Origin of the sequence: Kluyvera genomosp. 1, assembly GCF_001266615.1 — a bacterium.
Classification (GTDB): domain Bacteria; phylum Pseudomonadota; class Gammaproteobacteria; order Enterobacterales; family Enterobacteriaceae; genus Kluyvera; species Kluyvera cryocrescens_A.
The window spans coordinates 74417-92280 of sequence record NZ_LGHZ01000015.1; the positions used below are offsets into that span (position 1 = coordinate 74417).

The window sequence follows — 17864 nt, forward strand, 5'->3', positions numbered from 1 at the left end:
TTTCCGTTTTTTGTTATGCAGGTGTTATTGTCTACGGACCTATAATATGACTCACGTCACAAAAATCAACCATTCTGCGATGCAAATCACACCAATCTTATTATTTACGTTAAATTTATAAAAATTTTGTTATAGAAATCTACCACTTACAACATCTACAAAAATTTGTAAATATTACGAGTTCTTTTGATAGGGTAAAAAAGATGAGTGAGCCTCTCCAGGCCCAGGCAACGCGTGGGGTATCCCCTGCGGCGCTGCTTGTGGCCGGTGCATTCTTTATGGAGTTCCTTGATGGGACGGTGATTGCCACCGCCTTGCCAGATATGGCGAAAACCTTTGGCGTCGAAGCGGTCGATTTGAATATCGGCATCAGCGCCTACCTGATAACTCTCGCGGTACTGATTCCTGCGAGCGGATGGATAGCCGACCGCTTCGGTGCCCGCACTATCTTCAGCCTGGCGCTGGCCATCTTTACCGTCTCCTCCGTGTTTTGCGGCCTGGCCACCAGCGCCCATAGCTTTGTCGCGATGCGTATTTTACAGGGTGTGGGCGGTGCGCTCATGGTTCCGGTTGGCCGTCTCGCCGTGCTGCGTACAACGCCCAAGCATCTACTGATCACTGCAATTGCCACGCTGACCTGGCCCGCACTCATCGCGCCAATTATCGGGCCACCGCTTGGCGGGTTTATTACCAGCGTTGCCGACTGGCGTTGGATCTTCTTTATTAACGTCCCGCTGGGCATTATCGCCATCATTCTGGCGCTGCGGATTATCCCGAACATTCGTGATGATGAACGGCGTCCTTTCGATCTGCCTGGATTCCTGGCCACATCGGTTTCGATGGTCAGTCTGGTCTACGCGATGGAGCTGCTGGGTGCCGAGAAAATGCAAAGAGGATTGATTGTTACGCTGCTGCTGATTGGCGGGGTCACGTTCTATTATGCACTGCATCATTTTCGTCGCAGCCCTGCGCCGATGATCCGTATGGACGCGCTAAAAGTACCCACTTTTCGAGTAACCATGTACGGCGGCTCACTGTTCCGCGCCTCGATAAGTGCCGTTCCTTTCCTGCTGCCACTGCTTTTCCAGGTTGGTTTTGGGATGGATCCTTTCCACTCCGGGCTGCTGGTACTGGCGGTGTTCGTGGGCAATCTGACGATTAAGCCAGCCACCACGCCGCTTATCCGCTGGCTTGGTTTTCGTCGTCTGCTGTTGCTTAACGGTGCGCTCAACGTGCTGGCGCTGGTTGCCTGCGCCTTCCTGACGCCACAGACGCCGGTGTGGGCGATTATGCTCATCCTCTATCTTGGCGGCGTATTCCGCTCTATTCAGTTCACCGGGGTGAGCACGCTCGCTTTTGCGGACGTCCCTTCCCCGCAGATGAGCTACGCCAATACTCTATTTAGCACCGCCAGCCAGTTGGCAATCGGGCTGGGTATTACGCTGGGTGCAATTGGTATCCGCATCGGTGAGAAGATAAGCTCAGCACTGGACTTAAGCGCCATGCCGGGCATTAGCTTCCGCCTTGCCTTTATCTTTATCGCGCTGATTTGCCTTATCGGCATGATTGATACGCTGCACCTGACGCGTGATGCGGGAAGTTCGGTATCGAAGAAGGTAAAACAGCCGTCCTGAAAAACAAAAAACCCACGCAAGCGTGGGTTTTTATTTTGCCGTTGGCGGACTGGCTTATGCCAGAACCTCGCGAACAAAAGCTTCGATCTCTTTATTCTGGCAGTTTTCGAAGAAACACTGCTGGAAACGCTGACCGGAAACGGCGGTTTTCACCAGCTCAGGATCGATAGCGCGCAGGGTATCCAGATAGTTTTCCTTCACGACAGCGGCTTTCACCTGATTCAGAATGCCCGCGTTACGAACCTGCGGCTCTTTACGCTCTGGTGGGTAACCCTCACCGTTACGGCCGGTGAATGCTTTTTCAAACATGTAACGTACGTTCAGCTCTGCGCCCCAGCCGTAGCCTTTAGCGAAAGCCAGAGACAGCGCATTCCCGTTATTGATCTGTGCAAACAAGAAAGCATCCGCGGGATCCAGGCAGTAACCACATACCACACCTGGGTGGATATTCAGAGACATCATTGCGCCCTGGCCGGTACCGCAGCCGGTTACCACGAAGTCTACCGCTTTGGAGTTCAGCAGGATGCTGGCCATAATGCCCAGGTGGATGTAGGTCAGGTGATGATCGTTTTCATCGGACATGCCCACGTTATACACCGGGAAGCCTTTTTCATCGGCCACGGCTTTTAACTCATGATGAATAGTCGCGTTTTTGCTGGCCTGGCTATTTTCCATCATCAGTGCAATTTTCATTCTTTCCTCTCCTGAAAGCTACGCGGGCTCGCCCGCAGTCGGTCGATTACATTACGGTAACCTTACTACCAGACAAACACACTTTCAAATTTTATGAAAAAACGTTTTGATTTTTACCAATGCGGTCACACTTTTGTTCTCCACCGAATTGATAAATCATTACATAAACCGTTAATTATTTACTGTCTACCGGCCAAATGGTCGACTAGACTAGTACAGGGATAGAAAATCCCTGCTTTTTATACGCTATTAAATGGATTAAATAGTCACTGCAAAGGAACTGACTTGTGACACAGAACTGCCGATTTTTTCGACACGGACTGGGTCTCCTTGTTCTACTGACCCTGTTACTCGTTTGCATGCCCCGCACCCATGCGGTCCCCCCGCAGAAGGTTAAGTCTGCCGCACCGATCCCCGTATGGGTGCTTGATGCCGACAGCTTTGAATTCTGGCGCGATAGTCACGGGCAATACCACGGTTTTTACGCTGAGCTGCTTCATGCCATCAATTCACGCTATGGATATAACCTGACCCTGCGTCCGATCGACGGCACGACCTTTGAACAACGTTTTCACCACCATGATTACGGCCTCTATGCCAGCGTATTGCAAACCAAACGCCATCTGCACAACAATATTTTATCGGCTCGTCTATTTGACAACACCATCGTCGCCGCCAGCATAACCCGCCAGGCGAAATCGATTAGCGAGCTTCAAAACACGCGCGCCATTTTTCGCCGCAGCGATCATACCCAGGAGTTGGTCCAACAGACTTTTCCAGCGCTAAAGTTCCAGCAGATCATTGAAGTGGATAGCAGCAAAGAGGCGTTACAGATCCTTCGTAGCGGCGGCGCGGATTTCTACATTAATGAAGACCGTGAAATCGGCAATCCACAGTATTACTACACCATTTCACGTCCGTTTAATTCCCTGCACATTACCGCTTCGTTCGGCCTGAGTCCGGAGCTGATATATATGCGCAGCAATATCGATCAGCTGATAAACGAATGGCAGCAAAGCGGAAAGCTGCAAGCGCTGGAAGAACAAAGCCAGATTGAATTTCTTCGCAACCAGTTGACGGTAAGCGATGAAGAACGCGCCTGGCTGCAGAATAATCATCTGACGATTCAATTACCCAAGAACGAAAGCTTTGCCCCTATCATCTGGAAAGACGATAAGGGGTATCACGGTAGCGCCATCAGTATGCTCAACAATCTGCGCGACCTGCTGAACATTAACGTCGACGTTCAGTTCGTTGATAACTATATGATCCGAATGCAGAATGAAGGATGGCCCATCCATCTGGCAGACATTATTGATGTGCGTAACGGCGCACAAATGGAGGGATTAGTCGGGCCACTCTCTAACTGGTATAACGCCTATTACAACAAGATCGGTCAGCCTTTCATCATTGATGAAGAGCAAGTGCGCCACCAGCGTATTGGCGTCATCAGCGGCTCCTTCGCCGCCTACTATTTGCGCCAGCGCTTTGGCACCGATGTAACGCTCATCTCTCGCGCCTCGATTGATGAACTGCTGGATGCCATTGATAACAATTATATTGATTTCATTCTTGGCGATTTATCATCACTCGAGCAGGCGCTACGCGGCAGCGATCTGTTCCGTGGCGCGCTAAAGGTGGCCGGGCTTACCCATTCCAGCTACCAGATTGGTACCTGGGTTGACCCCGCTCATCCTCTCTACGCCCTGCTGGCTCAGGTGCACCTCATTTCCAGCTATCGCCACCAGTTGATGCCGCCCACGAGCGCGGTGGCACCGATGTCGCTAAGCAAAAACGCCCTTCAGATTATCAGCGCAGGGCTTCTGGTTCTGTTGGTTTTTATCCTCAGCATGATGCTGATGATGTGGCGACACATGAATAAAAATCGTGCCATTAATCGCAGCATTGTCGAAGCCATGGAGACGATTAACCATGTTCACGATGATGAAACCGGCTGCCATATTCGTCGTGTGGCCGCTTACTGCAGCCTGCTGGCACGTAACCTGAAGCTTCCGCCCAAAACCATTAGGGCCATCGAAACCTACGCTTCGCTTCACGATATCGGCAAAATTGCCGTACCTGAGCATATTCTACGGAAAAATGGTCGGCTTACTGAGGATGAGTTCAAGCAAATTCAGCAACATACCATGAAAGGTTGGCGAATCGTGCAGGGGCTGGTACTGGGATCCGTCGCTGAAAATCTGATTCACTATCATCATGAAAAATGGGATGGCTCAGGGTATCCAGAAGGGTTGGCCGGTGAGGAGATCCCGATAGAAGCGCGAATTCTGGCGATCGCCGATGTTTATGACGCACTACGCCAAAAACGCGTCTATAAACCGAGCTTCTCACATGAAGGAGCGTATGAAATTATCGTCAACAACGCGGGCAGTCATTTTGATCCAGTGCTGGTGAAACTCTTTAGCCAGCTGCATCTCCAGTTTCAGGCGATTTATGATTCACAAATGGATTAGCCGACGGATCTAGCGACTATTCAAAGGATTGCCCGCAGTTAAGGGAGCTACAATGAGGTTACGACAGATTGCGCAGAGCGAATTGATGAAAAGCCTCATTCTTATCCCCTTCCTGCTGGCACTTTCCGCCTGTTCGGTTCCCCGTGCGGCAAGCGTGAGTGAAGTTGATGCCAATAGCGGTATCGTGCGCCTGACCTACGGCCAGGCCATTTTGCAAAACGCCAGAACCGACGACTACATTGCCCGTTCCGAAGCTAATAAAGCCTGCCAGCAAATGGGTTACGCTACCGCATTTGCCTACGGCCAGCCGATCACCACCTGTACCACCACCAGCGGCGCACTGTGCCTCAATGAGCACATCACGCTTCAGTATCAGTGCCGCGGCATCGCCAACGTTCCGGTTTCTACCGCCTATTATTAATGCCTTCGCCGGTTTGCCCCGGCGTTATTTATTCTCGCCTTTATTTTATCGTTATATTTATGACAATGAGTTTTATTCCCATTCGTATTATTAAATAATTAATTTTATATTTACCTTTTGCAAATAATTTAATAACAAATTATAGTTTCGCGGTAATTAACTTGTAACGAATTTATCAGGAGCGAAAACGATGCTTAAAGCCCCCATGATCGAGAAATTAAACGAACAGATGAATCTCGAACTCTATTCTTCACTGCTGTATCAACAGATGAGCGCCTGGTGCAGTTTCAACAGCTTTGAGGGTGCAGCGGCCTTTTTGCGTCGCCATGCGCAAGAAGAGATGACGCACATGCAGCGCCTGTTTGATTATCTGACCGACACCGGCAGCCTGCCGCGCATCAACACGGTACAGAGCCCGGTTGCTGAGTACGCTTCACTGGATGAGTTGTTCCGCGTGACCTACGAACATGAGCAGCTGATTACCAGCAAGATCAATGAGCTGGCACATGCAGCGATGACTCATCAGGACTATCCGACCTTTAACTTCCTGCAATGGTATGTCGCTGAACAGCATGAAGAAGAGAAACTGTTTAAATCGGTGATTGATAAACTGACGCTGGCGGGTAAAAGCGGAGAAGGCCTGTACTTTATCGATAAAGAACTGGCAACACTCGATACGCAGAATTAATTATCGGGCAGCGGCGTTTCGCGCCGCTGCCGATTAATGACGGCAGATTTTACTTTCAGCGGTATTAAAGCCAAATTCCTGCGGAATAAATTTTCCTTTCTGATGCAGAAATGCAACTAACTCGCCAGCACTCATATTTTCCGCCGAACAAGTGTGAAAACGCGCCTGCTCGCCAAAACGTGCATGAATTGCCGCTTCGAGGCTTTCAATACTGTATTGCTCGCCGGACGCCAACATCATATTGAGTACTTCGTGGCCGTGAATAGATTCCATGATTCCTCCCCTAATAAAGTGCCAACATAACCTGCATTTAGATTATATGTTTTGCGCTAGCGCAGTTTTCTCTCGCACCTTAAAATCGTAAACTTATCAATACACCTGCTGTAATTCAGATTTGACGAAAACATCGCTTTCACATACTCTGCGCGACATCTTTTGTTGTGATGATGTCGTGAAGTAGAGGAAAGCGTGAGAAATCGTACCCTGGGGAGTATTTTAATCGTAGCCGGCACCACGATCGGCGCAGGAATGTTGGCGATGCCGCTGGCCTCTGCGGGCGTGGGGTTTGGCGTTACGCTGGTACTGTTAGTCGGGCTCTGGGCGTTGATGTGCTATACCGCCCTGCTGCTGCTGGAAGTTTATCAGCACGTTCCTGCCGATACCGGTTTGGGGTCACTGGCGCTGCGCTACCTGGGACGCTACGGACAGTGGGTCACCGGGTTTAGCATGATGTTCCTGATGTATGCGTTAACCGCTGCCTATATCAGCGGCGCAGGTGAGTTACTGGCCTCAAGTCTCAGCCAATGGTTCAGCGTTGATATGCCTCCTGCTCTCGGTGTCCTGCTGTTCACTGCCGTTGGCGGTCTGGTTATCTGCATCGGCACGTCGCTGGTCGATCTCTTCAACCGCTTCCTCTTTAGCGCCAAAATTATCTTTTTGATTGTTATGCTGGTTCTGCTGCTGCCACATATCCACAAAATTAACCTACTGACGCTACCGCTTGAGCAAGGGCTAGCGCTATCGGCTATTCCAGTTATCTTCACCTCTTTTGGTTTCCACGGTAGCGTACCGAGCATCGTCAGCTATATGAACGGCGATGTGCGTAAACTACGCCGGGTATTTGTGATTGGTAGCGCGATCCCGCTGGTGGCCTACCTATTTTGGCAGCTCGCGACGCTGGGTAGCATCGACGCGCCTGTATTCGGCGCACTGATGGAGCAGCACAGTGGCTTAAATGGTCTGCTGATGGCGATCCGCGAAGTCGTTGCTTCGCCTCACGTTGAACTGGCCGTACACCTGTTTGCCGACCTGGCGTTGGCAACCTCCTTCCTCGGCGTGGCGCTGGGTCTGTTTGATTACCTGGCCGACCTGTTCCAGCGTAAAAATACCGTGCGTGGCCGTCTGCATACCGGCGCGATTACCTTCCTGCCGCCTCTGGCCTTTGCGTTGTTCTATCCACGCGGTTTTGTGATGGCGCTGGGTTACGCGGGCGTCGCACTGGCGGTGCTGGCGTTGATTATCCCCTCGCTGCTCACCCTGCAAAGCCGCAAACATCACCCGGAAGGCGGCTACCGTGTCGCCGGTGGCAAACCGATGCTGTGGCTGGTATTTGCCTGCGGGATTGCGGTCATTCTGATTCAGGCAAGTATTGCGAGCGGTTTACTGCCGTCGGTAGGCTAGCCTGAATCCCCCAGAAACGTCATCGCCGCGCGTGGATGATGTTTCTGGGGTGTGAATCATTTTTTGAAGCACATCATAATTACAGAAAATTAATTCCGGTAATAGTTATTCATACCAAATGCATATAAGCCGCCACGATCACCCAGCGTTATTTTCATTTCATTTATCATTGCAGCCTGCCATTAAATGATACCTCCCGCTGCTGAATGAGTTTTATCGTCATATCCGGCTTGTGCCATAATGCTAATGTTTTTATTTAACATTATAAAACAAACAGTTAACTGAAACCTCCATCCTAAAGTGATGCCCTTACCCCTCCAGCTATTTTCCACTCTCGGATAAACTCGTTAATTTCACATTAGTCGCGATTTTCGTCAAAATTGACGACAAAGAATCCCCACTCGACCTATAAATACCTAATCCCGTTAGGTTGTCTCTTTATTGCATCCGCAACCGTAATGGCAATGTGAAATCAGGCAATTCCTCTCACTTCGCATCCGCAAAGTAGATAATTATTCAGTCCGGAGATGTTAAAAGCCCGCCACCGCTGCCTCTTTTTAGTGCAACACGAGTGCTAAATTTTAAATAAATGTTAAATTTAACGCATGCAGTGAGTAACACTGCATACCACGGCTAACCAAGAATATATTACTAACAAGACTAAGGTTTATCATGGATAAGTTATCTTATGCTTCCGAAAGCAAGACATCTGCCTGGAACACCTACCTGCAACAAATCGAACGTGTCGCTCCTTATCTCGGTGAGTTATCCCGTTGGATCGATACCCTTCGTCACCCTAAACGCGCACTGATTGTCGATATTCCTGTCCAGATGGACGATGGCTCAATCCGCCATTTTGAAGGCTATCGTGTCCAGCACAACCTCTCGCGTGGCCCGGGCAAAGGCGGCGTGCGTTACCACCCGGATGTAGACCTCAATGAAGTCATGGCGTTGTCCGCGTGGATGACCATCAAGTGTGCAGCCCTGAACCTGCCGTACGGCGGTGCGAAAGGTGGCGTCCGTGTGAACCCATTCGAACTGTCTGAAGGTGAACTTGAGCGCCTGACCCGTCGTTACACCAGCGAGATTGGCATTATCATCGGGCCACAAAAAGATATCCCAGCTCCGGACGTCGGGACTAATGGCAAAGTGATGGCGTGGATGATGGACACCTACTCCATGAACCATGGCACTACCATTACCGGCGTTGTCACCGGCAAACCGATTCATCTTGGCGGTTCTCTGGGTCGCGAGAAAGCCACCGGTCGCGGCGTCTACATCAGCGGCCGGGAAGTGGCACGCCGCGCCAATATTGAAGTGGAAGGGGCACGCGTTGCGGTGCAAGGCTTCGGTAACGTCGGCAGCGAAGCGGCACGTCTGTTTTCTGGTGCAGGCGCACGCGTGGTGGCAATTCAGGACCATACCGCGACGTTGTTCAATGCGAACGGCATTGATATGGATGCGCTGACGACCTGGCAGATCGAGCACAAACAGATTGCCGGTTTCCCGGGGGCTGACACCATTGCCAGCGAAGCGTTCTGGGAAGTGGATATGGACATATTTATTCCAGCGGCGTTGGAAGGCCAGATTACCCGTCAGCGCGCCGAGATTCTCAAATGCAAACTGGTGCTGGAGGGTGCAAACGGCCCGACTTACCCGGATGCCGATGATGTTCTCGCCAATCGCGGTATTGTCGTTGTACCAGACGTGGTGTGTAACGCCGGCGGTGTAACCGTCAGTTACTTTGAATGGGTACAGGACATGGCGAGCTTCTTCTGGAGCGAAGAAGAGATCAACGCCCGTATGGACAGAATCATGACCGATGCGATGGTGCACGTTTGGGAAAAAGCCGCGGAAAAAACCTGCTCTCTGCGTACGGCAGCCTATATCGTTGCCTGTGAGCGCATTTTGCTGGCGCGTAAAGATCGCGGGATCTATCCAGGCTAATACAGCCAACGGTGAGCGGCTCCGGCGGCTCACCGCCTTTCTTCTACCAAATTGGCCGGGCTGAGCTATGCTGTATGCCGTTAAGACACCCAAAGGAGTCAGGCATGGCCGACTGGAACCCCTCGTTATACCTGCAATTTGCCTCCGAACGTACCCGCCCGGCGGCAGAGTTGTTAGCCCGTATTGCCAAACCTTCCGCTAAATATATTGCCGACTTAGGCTGTGGCCCGGGCAACAGTACCGAGCTGCTGCGCGATATCTGGCCAGATGCAGCAATCACCGGTATAGATAATTCGCCCGCAATGCTGGAAAAAGCACAGCAGGCGCTGCCTGATTGCCAGTTTGAAAACGCTAATATCAGCGAGTGGCAGCCGGAACAACCGCTGGATGTGCTCTACGCTAACGCGTCGCTGCAATGGGTGGGCGATCATCCGACGCTGTTTCCCCATCTCGCCTCATTGCTGGCAAAAGATGGCGTACTTGCGGTGCAAATGCCGGATAACTGGCAAGAACCGTCCCATGCTTCAATGCGCCAGGTCGCCAATGAACTGGGCCATCCACCGCGTGCGCGAACGCCGTTACCGAGCGTTGCGGTTTATTATGATTTGCTGACGCAAAGCGGCTGTGATGTCGATATCTGGCGAACCACCTATTTCCATCCGCTGGTGTCGCATCAGGCGATTATCGAATGGCTCAGCGCCACCGGACTACGCCCATATCTGCAGGATCTGGATAGCGTTAGCCAGCAGGCCTTCCTGCAACGCTACCTGCAATTGTTGGAAGAACATTATCCACGGCAAAAAAATGGCCAGGTGCTGCTGGCGTTCCCGCGCTTATTTATTGTCGCCCGGCGGGTTAACCGCTGAGTCAGAGATAGCGATGACTGCTGCAGAAAGTAGTGTCTGCCAGTTCAGCGCAATATTCCGTTCACGTTATGTTTGGCAGAACATGAAACATTGGCATCCGTAACGGGCTAAGGGGAGCGCCGCGCTCCTTGTGCTGCACAGGTTATATGGCATGCAGTGCACAAGGAGCGCAATCGGCTGGAAAGCTGAGAGTAATATCGCTTAGCTAATCAATACCCGCCTGACTTAGACGGCATTCATGCTTATTTTGCTAAGCAACACTGCTTATACTTTTTCCCACTGCCGCACGGGCACGGATCGTTGCGGCCCACTTTTGGCGCGTTCACAATCGGCTGCTTGACCGGCTTTTCTTTTGGATTGTCCATCCAGTAGTCATACAGCGCCAGCGCCGCCGGGCGGATTTGGTCGATGCTATCGACATACTCTTCGGCAGTAAATTTACCCAGCTCAGTGGTTTTTTCTTCGTCGCCGTGCAGAGCGATGTTATCCAGCGCAGACTGCAATTCTTCCGGCAGACCGGTCCAGTCGCTCAACGCCACACCGCGCAGATAGCCGTAACACCACTCTTCAACGATGGTCAGCTCCTGATCCTCTTCTTCGCGCGTACCAAACAGTGGCTCGAACTGATCAGGATAATCATTCAGACGGTCGGCAATGTCGCTCATGTGCTGCAGTGCCAGATTCACAAAGCGGTCGCGCTCGCGGTCGGTCGCCCAGTGCGGCACGTGTTCGGCCCCACCCCATACGGCGAACATCCATTCGGCTGGTTCAATCTCCAGCGGAGACGAAAGCACGGCGGTCAGCATGCCGTCCAGTTCGGACACGTCGATAATTGACGCATCGGTGGCATATTTGGCAATCGTCTCGTCCAGCCATTCCAGTTCGCTTTCGGTTAATGGTCCCGTATTCATACTTATCTCTACCGTTGTTGATGACGTGTATCTTAGATTCAGGCGCAATGATGCAGGAGTTTACCGCTGAACTCCAGCATCATTGCCCCTTATGTTACACACCGCCCAGATACGCTTTACGCACATCCTCATTGCCCAGCAGCTCCTCGCCGCTGCCGCTGAGACGGATCTGTCCGTTGACCATCACATATCCGCGATCCGAGAGCTTGAGCGCGTGATGGGCATTTTGCTCCACCAGAAAAATGGTCATGCCGTTGCTCGCCAGCTCACGCAACGTCTGGAAGATCTGTTTCACCACAATCGGCGCCAGTCCCAGACTCGGTTCATCCAACAGCAACAGCTTAGGGCGGCTCATCAACGCGCGGGCTATCGCCAGCATCTGCTGCTCACCGCCAGACATGGTCATCGCCCGCTGTTTACGCCGCTCCTTTAGCCGAGGAAAAAGATCGAACATGCTTTGCAGATCCTCAGCGGCATATTTATTACCAATGGGAATCGTCCCCATCAGTAAGTTCTCTTCGACGGTCATGTCTGGGAAAATTCGCCGCCCCTCGGGCGCCTGCGCAATCCCCGCCGAGGCGACAAAGTGGGTCGATTTATGGCTAATATCTTCACCGCCAAACAAGATCTGCCCGCTGCGCACTCGGGGCTGGCCGAAAATAGACATCAATAGCGTCGATTTCCCCGCACCGTTAGCACCAATAAGAGACACGGTTTCCCCCTTATTGACCTGCAAGGACACCTGTTTGAGCGCCTGGATCACGCCGTAAAAAACATCCACTTCACGAAATTCCAGCATCGGCTCGCTCATAGATGAACCTCGTCTTCACTGGCACCCAGATAGGCGGCAATCACCTTTTCGTCATGCTGGATCTGTTCAGCTTTGCCCTGTGCAATCACATCACCATGATCGAGCACGATAATATCGTCTGAAATCTCCATCACCATTCCCATATCATGTTCAATCAATAAGACAGTTATCGCATGATGTTCGCGCAGGAAACGAATGATTTTGCTTAGCGCCAGCGTCTCTACCGGGTTGAGCCCAGCGGCAGGTTCATCAAGACAGAGAATCTCCGGCCCGGTACACATCGCGCGCGCAATCTCCAGCCGGCGCTGCTGGCCGTAAGACATCTCTCCCGCCAGCCGGTTAGCGCAATCAACAAGATCCACTACCTCCAGCCAGTAAAACGCGCGGTCCAGCGCCTCGCTTTCCGCACGGCGATAGGCTGGCGTATTCAGCACCCCGGCAATCAGGTTGCGGTTCACCTGCATATGCTGTGCCACCAGCAGGTTCTCCACTACCGACATTTCGCGGAATAAGCGGATATTCTGAAACGTGCGCGCCAGTCCCGCCCGGTTCACCAGATGGGTACCGCCGAACATTTTATAGAACAGCCGCGAGCCAAGCCGTGTCGGATTTAGCCAGTCGCCCGGCTGAAATTTCTGCCCGAGGATTTGAATGACGTTGGTGGTTTTACCGCGCGCATTAAACAGAATATGGCCACCCGAGGCTTTATAGAATCCAGTCAGGCAGTTAAAAACGGTGGTCTTCCCTGCACCGTTTGGCCCAATCAGCGCGGTTATTGATCCACGTTCCACTTCAAGGTTAACGTCGTTTAACGCTTTAATACCGCCAAAGTGCATCATCAGATGCTCAACGCTTAAAATCACATCGCGGCTCATGGTGCGACTCCCTTACGCACGGCATAGCCGCTGCGATTAATACGAATCAGGCCGCGCGGCCGCCAGATCATCATCACCACCATCAGCACGCCGAACAGCAGCACGCGATATTCGGCAAAACTGCGCAGCAGCTCTGGGGTGACGGTCAGCACAAACGCCGCCAGCACCACGCCGACGGTAGAGCCCATACCGCCCAGCACCACGATGGCGAGGATCAACGCCGATTCAAAGAAGGTAAATGAAGTCGGGTTCACAAAACCTTGGTAGGTGGCGAAGAATACCCCGGCGATCCCGGCTGTTGAAGCACCCAACGTGAAGGCCGACAGCTTCACCAATACGTGGTTTAGCCCCATCGAACGGCAGGCAATCTCATCTTCACGCAGCGCTTCCCACGCCCGGCCAATCGGCATCCGCGTCAGTCGATGCTTGATGTACAGCACCAGTAGCACCACCAGCACTAACACCGCGTAGATAAAGATAAACTTCATATTGGGGTTGTAGCTGAGATGGAAAAACTCATGGAACGGCACGCCGCCTTCTTTGGCTCGACGACCGAACTCAAGTCCAAAAAAGGTTGGCGGCGGTGCGGAAATCCCATTCGGACCGCCGGTAAAACTCAGCCAGTTGTTGAGGATCAGGCGGATAATCTCACCAAAGCCGAGGGTGACAATCGCCAGGTAATCGCCGTGCATGCGCAATACCGGGAAACCAAGCAGCGCTCCGGCGGCAGCGGCCATCAACGCGGCAATGGGCAGCATTGACCAAAAACCCAGCCCTAAATACTGATAACCCAGCGCCAGGCCGTAAGCACCAATGGCGTAAAAAGCCACGTAGCCCAGATCCAGCAGGCCCGCTAAACCGACCACGATGTTGAGCCCTAGCCCCAGCAGGACATAGATCAAACCGAGAATCGCAACGGTCAGCACATATTTAGTGGCCACAAACGGGAAGCAAATCGCCAGCGCGAGCACCAGCGGAATGATCCAGCGCATCCGGCTTTTGTAGCCTGCCGGGCGCACGTAGACGCCCGCGCTATCCCCTTCAAAACGCGCGGCAAAGCTGCGGCCCGTCTGGGTCATCAAAAACGCGCTGAGCAGAAATCGCCCCACCATCACCGCGGCGATGATCCACACCAGCCGCTGTCCTTCGAAGTTAAAGCTATAGCCGTCCAGCACCACGCCAACAATAGGGCCAAAAAGGATCAGCGCTACCAGACCTGAAAAAATGGTATCCAGTACGCAGCGTTTGAGTGAAAAGCCATCGTGAGAAGCCGTTAAGGTCGTCATGTTCAGCTCCTACACTTTGGCCACAATTGGGCGGCCGAGCAGCCCCTGCGGACGAAAAATGAGGATCACCACCAGCAGGCCGAATGAGAACACATCTTTGTAGTCCGAGTTCACCATGCCGGAGAATTGCGCTTCAGCCACGCCCAACAGTAGCCCACCGAGCATTGCCCCCGGTAAGGAGCCGATGCCGCCGAGCACTGCGGCGGTGAACGCTTTGATGCCAATAATAAATCCGGCATAGAAATCAAAGGTACCGTAATTCATGGTAATCAGAACCCCGGCAAGCCCCGCCATCGCTGCACCAATCATAAATACCAGCGAGATAACCCGGTCTGTATTGATGCCCAAAATGGACGCCATTTTGCGATCCTGCTGGACCGCGCGGCACATGCGCCCTAAGCGAGTATTGCCGATGATCCAGGTCAGCAGCAGCATCCCGGCAAACGAGGCCACCAGGATAAAGATTTTGGTATAGGTGATTTGCACGAACCCTTCGCCAAGATGCAGACGTAGCACACCATCCAGCATCGTTGGCACGCCCTGCTGGCGCGGCCCCTGGCTAATTTGCGCGTAGTTTTGCAGAATTAACGACATGCCGATGGCGGAGATTAGCGGCGCCAGACGGGTAGAGTTACGCAGCGGTTTGTAAGCAATGCGCTCAATCGTCCAGCCATAAACGCCGGTCACTACGATGGTAAACACCAGCGTGCCGAGGATAAGCAAGGGGAATGAATGCAGGCCGAAGAAAGAAAGCAGCGCCAGACCGATGGCGCAGAGATAAGCTGAAATCATATACACTTCGCCGTGAGCGAAGTTAATCATGCCAATAATGCCGTACACCATGGTGTAACCAATGGCTATCAATCCGTAAACTGAACCGAGCGTCAAGCCATTGACTAACTGCTGCAGAAAGAATGTCTCCATCATCGTGCGCTCTTGTTATAGGCCTATTATTGAGCGCCGGTATGTCGCCACACCGGCGCTGAGCGTTACTCGACTTCTTTATATTTGCCTTTGTCATCCCACTGGTAAACGACGTAGTCCGAGACTTTCAAGTCGCCCTTGCTATCCCAGGCTTTTTTGCCCATCACGGTTTCCACAGGATTAGCCTTCAACCAGGCGCTAGCTTTGGTTGAATCGGTACCACCGGTGGCTTTAAACGCCGCAGCAATGGCTTGAATAGAGGCATAGGAGTAAAGGGTGTAGCCTTCTGGCTCAAACTTGTTGGCACGGAATTTTTCGATAACGGCTTTGCCATCAGCGATCAGACGAGGGTCTTTACCGAAGGTCATATAGATGCCTTTGGTATACTGAGGGCCACCCGCCGCGGTGACCATCTCTTCATTGACGATGCAGTCGCCGGAGAAGAATGCCGCCTGTACGCCCTGCTCACGCATCTGACGCACCAGTGGACCCGCTTCCGGGTGACAGCCGCCGAAGAACACCACGTCCGGCTTTTGCGCACCAATTTTGGTCACCAGGGCATTAAAGTCTTTTTCGCCGCGCGACAGCCCTTCATACATCACGTCCTTCACGCCGCGTTTGGCTAACGCCGCGCGGGTGGCATCCGCCAGCCCCTGCCCGTAGGTGTCTTTGTCGTGAATAATCACTACGCGCTTGGCTTTCAGTTTATCGATGATGAAATCACTGGCCACGCCGCCCTGCTGATCGTCACGGCCACACATGCGGAACATGTCGTTCATGCCACGTTCGGTAATCAGCGGGTTGGTTGAACCGGGGGTGATAGCGATAATCCCGGCGTCACTGTAAACCTCGGAAGCCGGCATAGTAGAAGAAGAACAGAAGTGGCCGACAACGGCCTGGACTTTATCCTGATCGACCAGCCGGTTCGCGACCGACACGGCCTGTTTGGGCTCGCAGGCATCATCGCCCTGCACCAGCTTAATTTTTTCGCCGTTAATTCCTCCAGCGGCGTTGATATCTTCTGCGGCCTGAGTCGCACCGTGCCAGTACTGATCGCCGTAAGTCGCATTCGGCCCGGTAAACGGCCCGGCAACGCCAATCACGATATCAGCCTGGGCGGAAAACGCCGTCACCAGACAACCTGCCAACACAAGAGAAAGCGGACTTCTAATCAATTTCAGCGACATTATTATCTACCTTAGCAATGAGGTTTATGCATAGCGGTGTGAAGCCGAACGACTGGCACGTTCACCAAAACAAACGACATCCTGACAATATCCTGCTGATAACGGCGAGGTTTCCTTACGCTTTTCAGGCCAAATCATTAAGCAAAATGGTTGCCAACTTTGCGCACCATTGCCTGGAATTCGACAATTTTGAGTATAGAGCGCCGTTTTGGGGCTTCCGGCTCATTGAAGTGAAATTACGGGGGCGATCACATCTGGTTAACAATAAAGTACATAAATAATGCAATAGTCACGCTTTGCGCATTTTTGCTGCAAAATGTACGGGTTATGTTAGCTGATGGTGCAAACGGGGGAATTTTTCGGTGCAATGATGAGCGGCTTGAGACAAAAACAAAAAAACCACCCGTAGGTGGTTTCACGACACTGCTTATTGCTTTGATTATTCTTTACTTTCCCATGGTACCCGGAGTGGGACTTGAACCCACACAGCGCGAACGCCGAGGGATTTTAAATCCCTTGTGTCTACCGATTCCACCATCCGGGCTCGGGAAGAAAGTGGAGGCGCGTTCCGGAGTCGAACCGGACTAGACGGATTTGCAATCCGCTACATAACCGCTTTGCTAACGCGCCTTTGAAGCTTTAATAACACCCGCAATTGCCGATGCTTTTAATTTGGAGCGGGAAACGAGACTCGAACTCGCGACCCCGACCTTGGCAAGGTCGTGCTCTACCAACTGAGCTATTCCCGCATTATCAAGTTGTTTTGCTAACCACTTGATTTTGCTATCGTCTGGCAATCAGTGCTGCCGTTCGATGCGTTGCATTCTACTTATCTGACGCAATGAGTCAACGGTATTTTTCGCAACTTTGTGTCGTTTGCTGAAAATAACGGCGAAACGATCACTCTTGAAGCAAATCCCCGCGCGCAGCGTTCAAATATTGCAGCATTGACCACAGTGTCAGTACCGCCGCCACCAGGAATAATGCAATACCCGCCCACTCAACCCAGATATTTGGACGCCACAGCATCCAAACCAGTGCAGTCATCTGTGCGGTCGTTTTCACTTTACCGATCCAGGAGACAGCGACGCTGCTGCGTTTACCCAGTTCGGCCATCCACTCACGCAGCGCGGAGATGATAATCTCGCGAGCAATCATGGTCGCCGCTGGCAGTGTCACCCACCAGGTGTGGTAGTGCTCGGCCACCAGCACCATCGCAATCGCCACCATCACTTTATCCGCAACCGGATCGAGGAAGGCACCGAAGCGCGTGCTTTGGTTCCAGCGGCGGGCAAGATAGCCATCAAACCAGTCGGTTATCGCGGCAATAAAGAAGATCAGCGCGCAGGCAAACGGCGACCAGACAACGGGAAGGTAGAACGCCAGCACGAAAAACGGAATCAGGATGACGCGGAACAACGTAAGCAATGTAGGGATATTATATTGCATGGCGTGGTAACTATCTGT

Annotated in this window: 16 protein-coding genes and 3 tRNA genes; 7 read left to right on the forward strand and 12 right to left on the reverse strand. The window is 52.3% G+C overall.

Going from position 1 to position 17864, the window contains the following annotated elements; all coding sequences use genetic code 11:
• Positions 1-203: 203 nt before the first annotated feature.
• Positions 204-1634, forward strand: coding sequence for an MFS transporter (locus KP80_RS09970; protein WP_052283496.1), 1431 nt, complete (start codon positions 204-206; stop codon positions 1632-1634).
• 54 nt (positions 1635-1688) lie between these two features.
• On the opposite strand, the gene KP80_RS09975 is transcribed toward KP80_RS09970, so the two are convergent.
• Positions 1689-2327 carry an RpiB/LacA/LacB family sugar-phosphate isomerase gene (locus KP80_RS09975; protein ID WP_052283497.1) on the reverse strand — a complete coding sequence of 213 codons (639 nt, stop codon included), beginning with the start codon at positions 2325-2327 and terminating at the stop codon, positions 1689-1691.
• 359 nt (positions 2328-2686) lie between these two features.
• Here KP80_RS09975 and KP80_RS09980 point away from each other — a divergent pair, with 359 nt between their 5' ends.
• The 3 genes from KP80_RS09980 (at position 2687) to ftnA (ending at position 5910) form a co-directional block, all read left to right on the forward strand.
• Positions 2687-4801 carry an HD domain-containing phosphohydrolase gene (locus KP80_RS09980; RefSeq protein WP_052283498.1) on the forward strand — a complete coding sequence of 705 codons (2115 nt, stop codon included), beginning with the start codon at positions 2687-2689 and terminating at the stop codon, positions 4799-4801.
• 85 nt (positions 4802-4886) lie between these two features.
• A complete protein-coding gene (gene yecR / locus KP80_RS09985; protein ID WP_052283599.1) occupies positions 4887-5222 on the forward strand; it encodes a YecR family lipoprotein in 336 nt (111 codons plus the stop codon).
• A gap of 190 nt (positions 5223-5412) precedes the next feature.
• A complete protein-coding gene (ftnA, locus tag KP80_RS09990; protein ID WP_052283499.1) occupies positions 5413-5910 on the forward strand; it encodes a non-heme ferritin in 498 nt (165 codons plus the stop codon).
• A 33-nt stretch (positions 5911-5943) separates the two neighbouring features.
• Here ftnA and KP80_RS09995 read toward each other — a convergent pair whose 3' ends face one another.
• The gene (locus KP80_RS09995) at positions 5944-6183 is read right to left on the reverse strand and encodes a YecH family metal-binding protein (protein WP_052283500.1); all 240 of its coding nucleotides are present in this window, start codon (positions 6181-6183) and stop codon (positions 5944-5946) included.
• A gap of 195 nt (positions 6184-6378) precedes the next feature.
• On the opposite strand from KP80_RS09995, the gene tyrP reads away from it, so the two are divergent.
• The 3 genes from tyrP (at position 6379) to tam (ending at position 10403) form a co-directional block, all read left to right on the forward strand.
• The gene (tyrP, locus tag KP80_RS10000) at positions 6379-7590 is read left to right on the forward strand and encodes a tyrosine transporter TyrP (protein ID WP_052283501.1); all 1212 of its coding nucleotides are present in this window, start codon (positions 6379-6381) and stop codon (positions 7588-7590) included.
• A 672-nt stretch (positions 7591-8262) separates the two neighbouring features.
• Positions 8263-9537 carry a Glu/Leu/Phe/Val family dehydrogenase gene (locus KP80_RS10005; RefSeq protein ID WP_052283502.1) on the forward strand — a complete coding sequence of 425 codons (1275 nt, stop codon included), beginning with the start codon at positions 8263-8265 and terminating at the stop codon, positions 9535-9537.
• A gap of 104 nt (positions 9538-9641) precedes the next feature.
• Positions 9642-10403 carry a trans-aconitate 2-methyltransferase gene (gene tam / locus KP80_RS10010; protein ID WP_052283503.1) on the forward strand — a complete coding sequence of 254 codons (762 nt, stop codon included), beginning with the start codon at positions 9642-9644 and terminating at the stop codon, positions 10401-10403.
• A gap of 242 nt (positions 10404-10645) precedes the next feature.
• On the opposite strand, the gene KP80_RS10015 is transcribed toward tam, so the two are convergent.
• The 10 genes from KP80_RS10015 to pgsA form a co-directional block, all read right to left on the reverse strand.
• Positions 10646-11314, reverse strand: a complete 669-nt coding sequence (locus tag KP80_RS10015) for a YecA family protein (protein WP_052283504.1) — start codon at positions 11312-11314, stop codon at positions 10646-10648.
• A gap of 94 nt (positions 11315-11408) precedes the next feature.
• A complete protein-coding gene (locus tag KP80_RS10020; RefSeq protein ID WP_052283505.1) occupies positions 11409-12125 on the reverse strand; it encodes an ABC transporter ATP-binding protein in 717 nt (238 codons plus the stop codon).
• Positions 12122-13000, reverse strand: a complete 879-nt coding sequence (locus tag KP80_RS10025) for an ATP-binding cassette domain-containing protein (protein ID WP_052283506.1) — start codon at positions 12998-13000, stop codon at positions 12122-12124. Before KP80_RS10025 ends, KP80_RS10020 begins: the two co-directional genes overlap by 4 nt.
• Positions 12997-14286 carry a high-affinity branched-chain amino acid ABC transporter permease LivM gene (gene livM, locus KP80_RS10030; protein WP_052283507.1) on the reverse strand — a complete coding sequence of 430 codons (1290 nt, stop codon included), beginning with the start codon at positions 14284-14286 and terminating at the stop codon, positions 12997-12999. Before livM ends, KP80_RS10025 begins: the two co-directional genes overlap by 4 nt.
• Positions 14287-14295: 9 nt before the next feature.
• Positions 14296-15210 carry an ABC transporter permease subunit gene (locus KP80_RS10035; protein ID WP_052283600.1) on the reverse strand — a complete coding sequence of 305 codons (915 nt, stop codon included), beginning with the start codon at positions 15208-15210 and terminating at the stop codon, positions 14296-14298.
• Positions 15211-15275: 65 nt separating this feature from the next.
• A complete protein-coding gene (locus KP80_RS10040; protein ID WP_052283508.1) occupies positions 15276-16397 on the reverse strand; it encodes a branched-chain amino acid ABC transporter substrate-binding protein in 1122 nt (373 codons plus the stop codon).
• A 457-nt stretch (positions 16398-16854) separates the two neighbouring features.
• Positions 16855-16941 (reverse strand) — tRNA-Leu (locus KP80_RS10050).
• A 12-nt stretch (positions 16942-16953) separates the two neighbouring features.
• Positions 16954-17027: transfer RNA gene (locus KP80_RS10055), tRNA-Cys, on the reverse strand.
• 43 nt (positions 17028-17070) lie between these two features.
• Positions 17071-17146: transfer RNA gene (locus KP80_RS10060), tRNA-Gly, on the reverse strand.
• 151 nt (positions 17147-17297) lie between these two features.
• Entirely contained in the window at positions 17298-17846 is a 549-nt protein-coding gene (gene pgsA, locus KP80_RS10065) for a CDP-diacylglycerol--glycerol-3-phosphate 3-phosphatidyltransferase (protein WP_052283510.1), read from the reverse strand.
• Between the last annotated feature and the right edge of the window lie 18 nt (positions 17847-17864).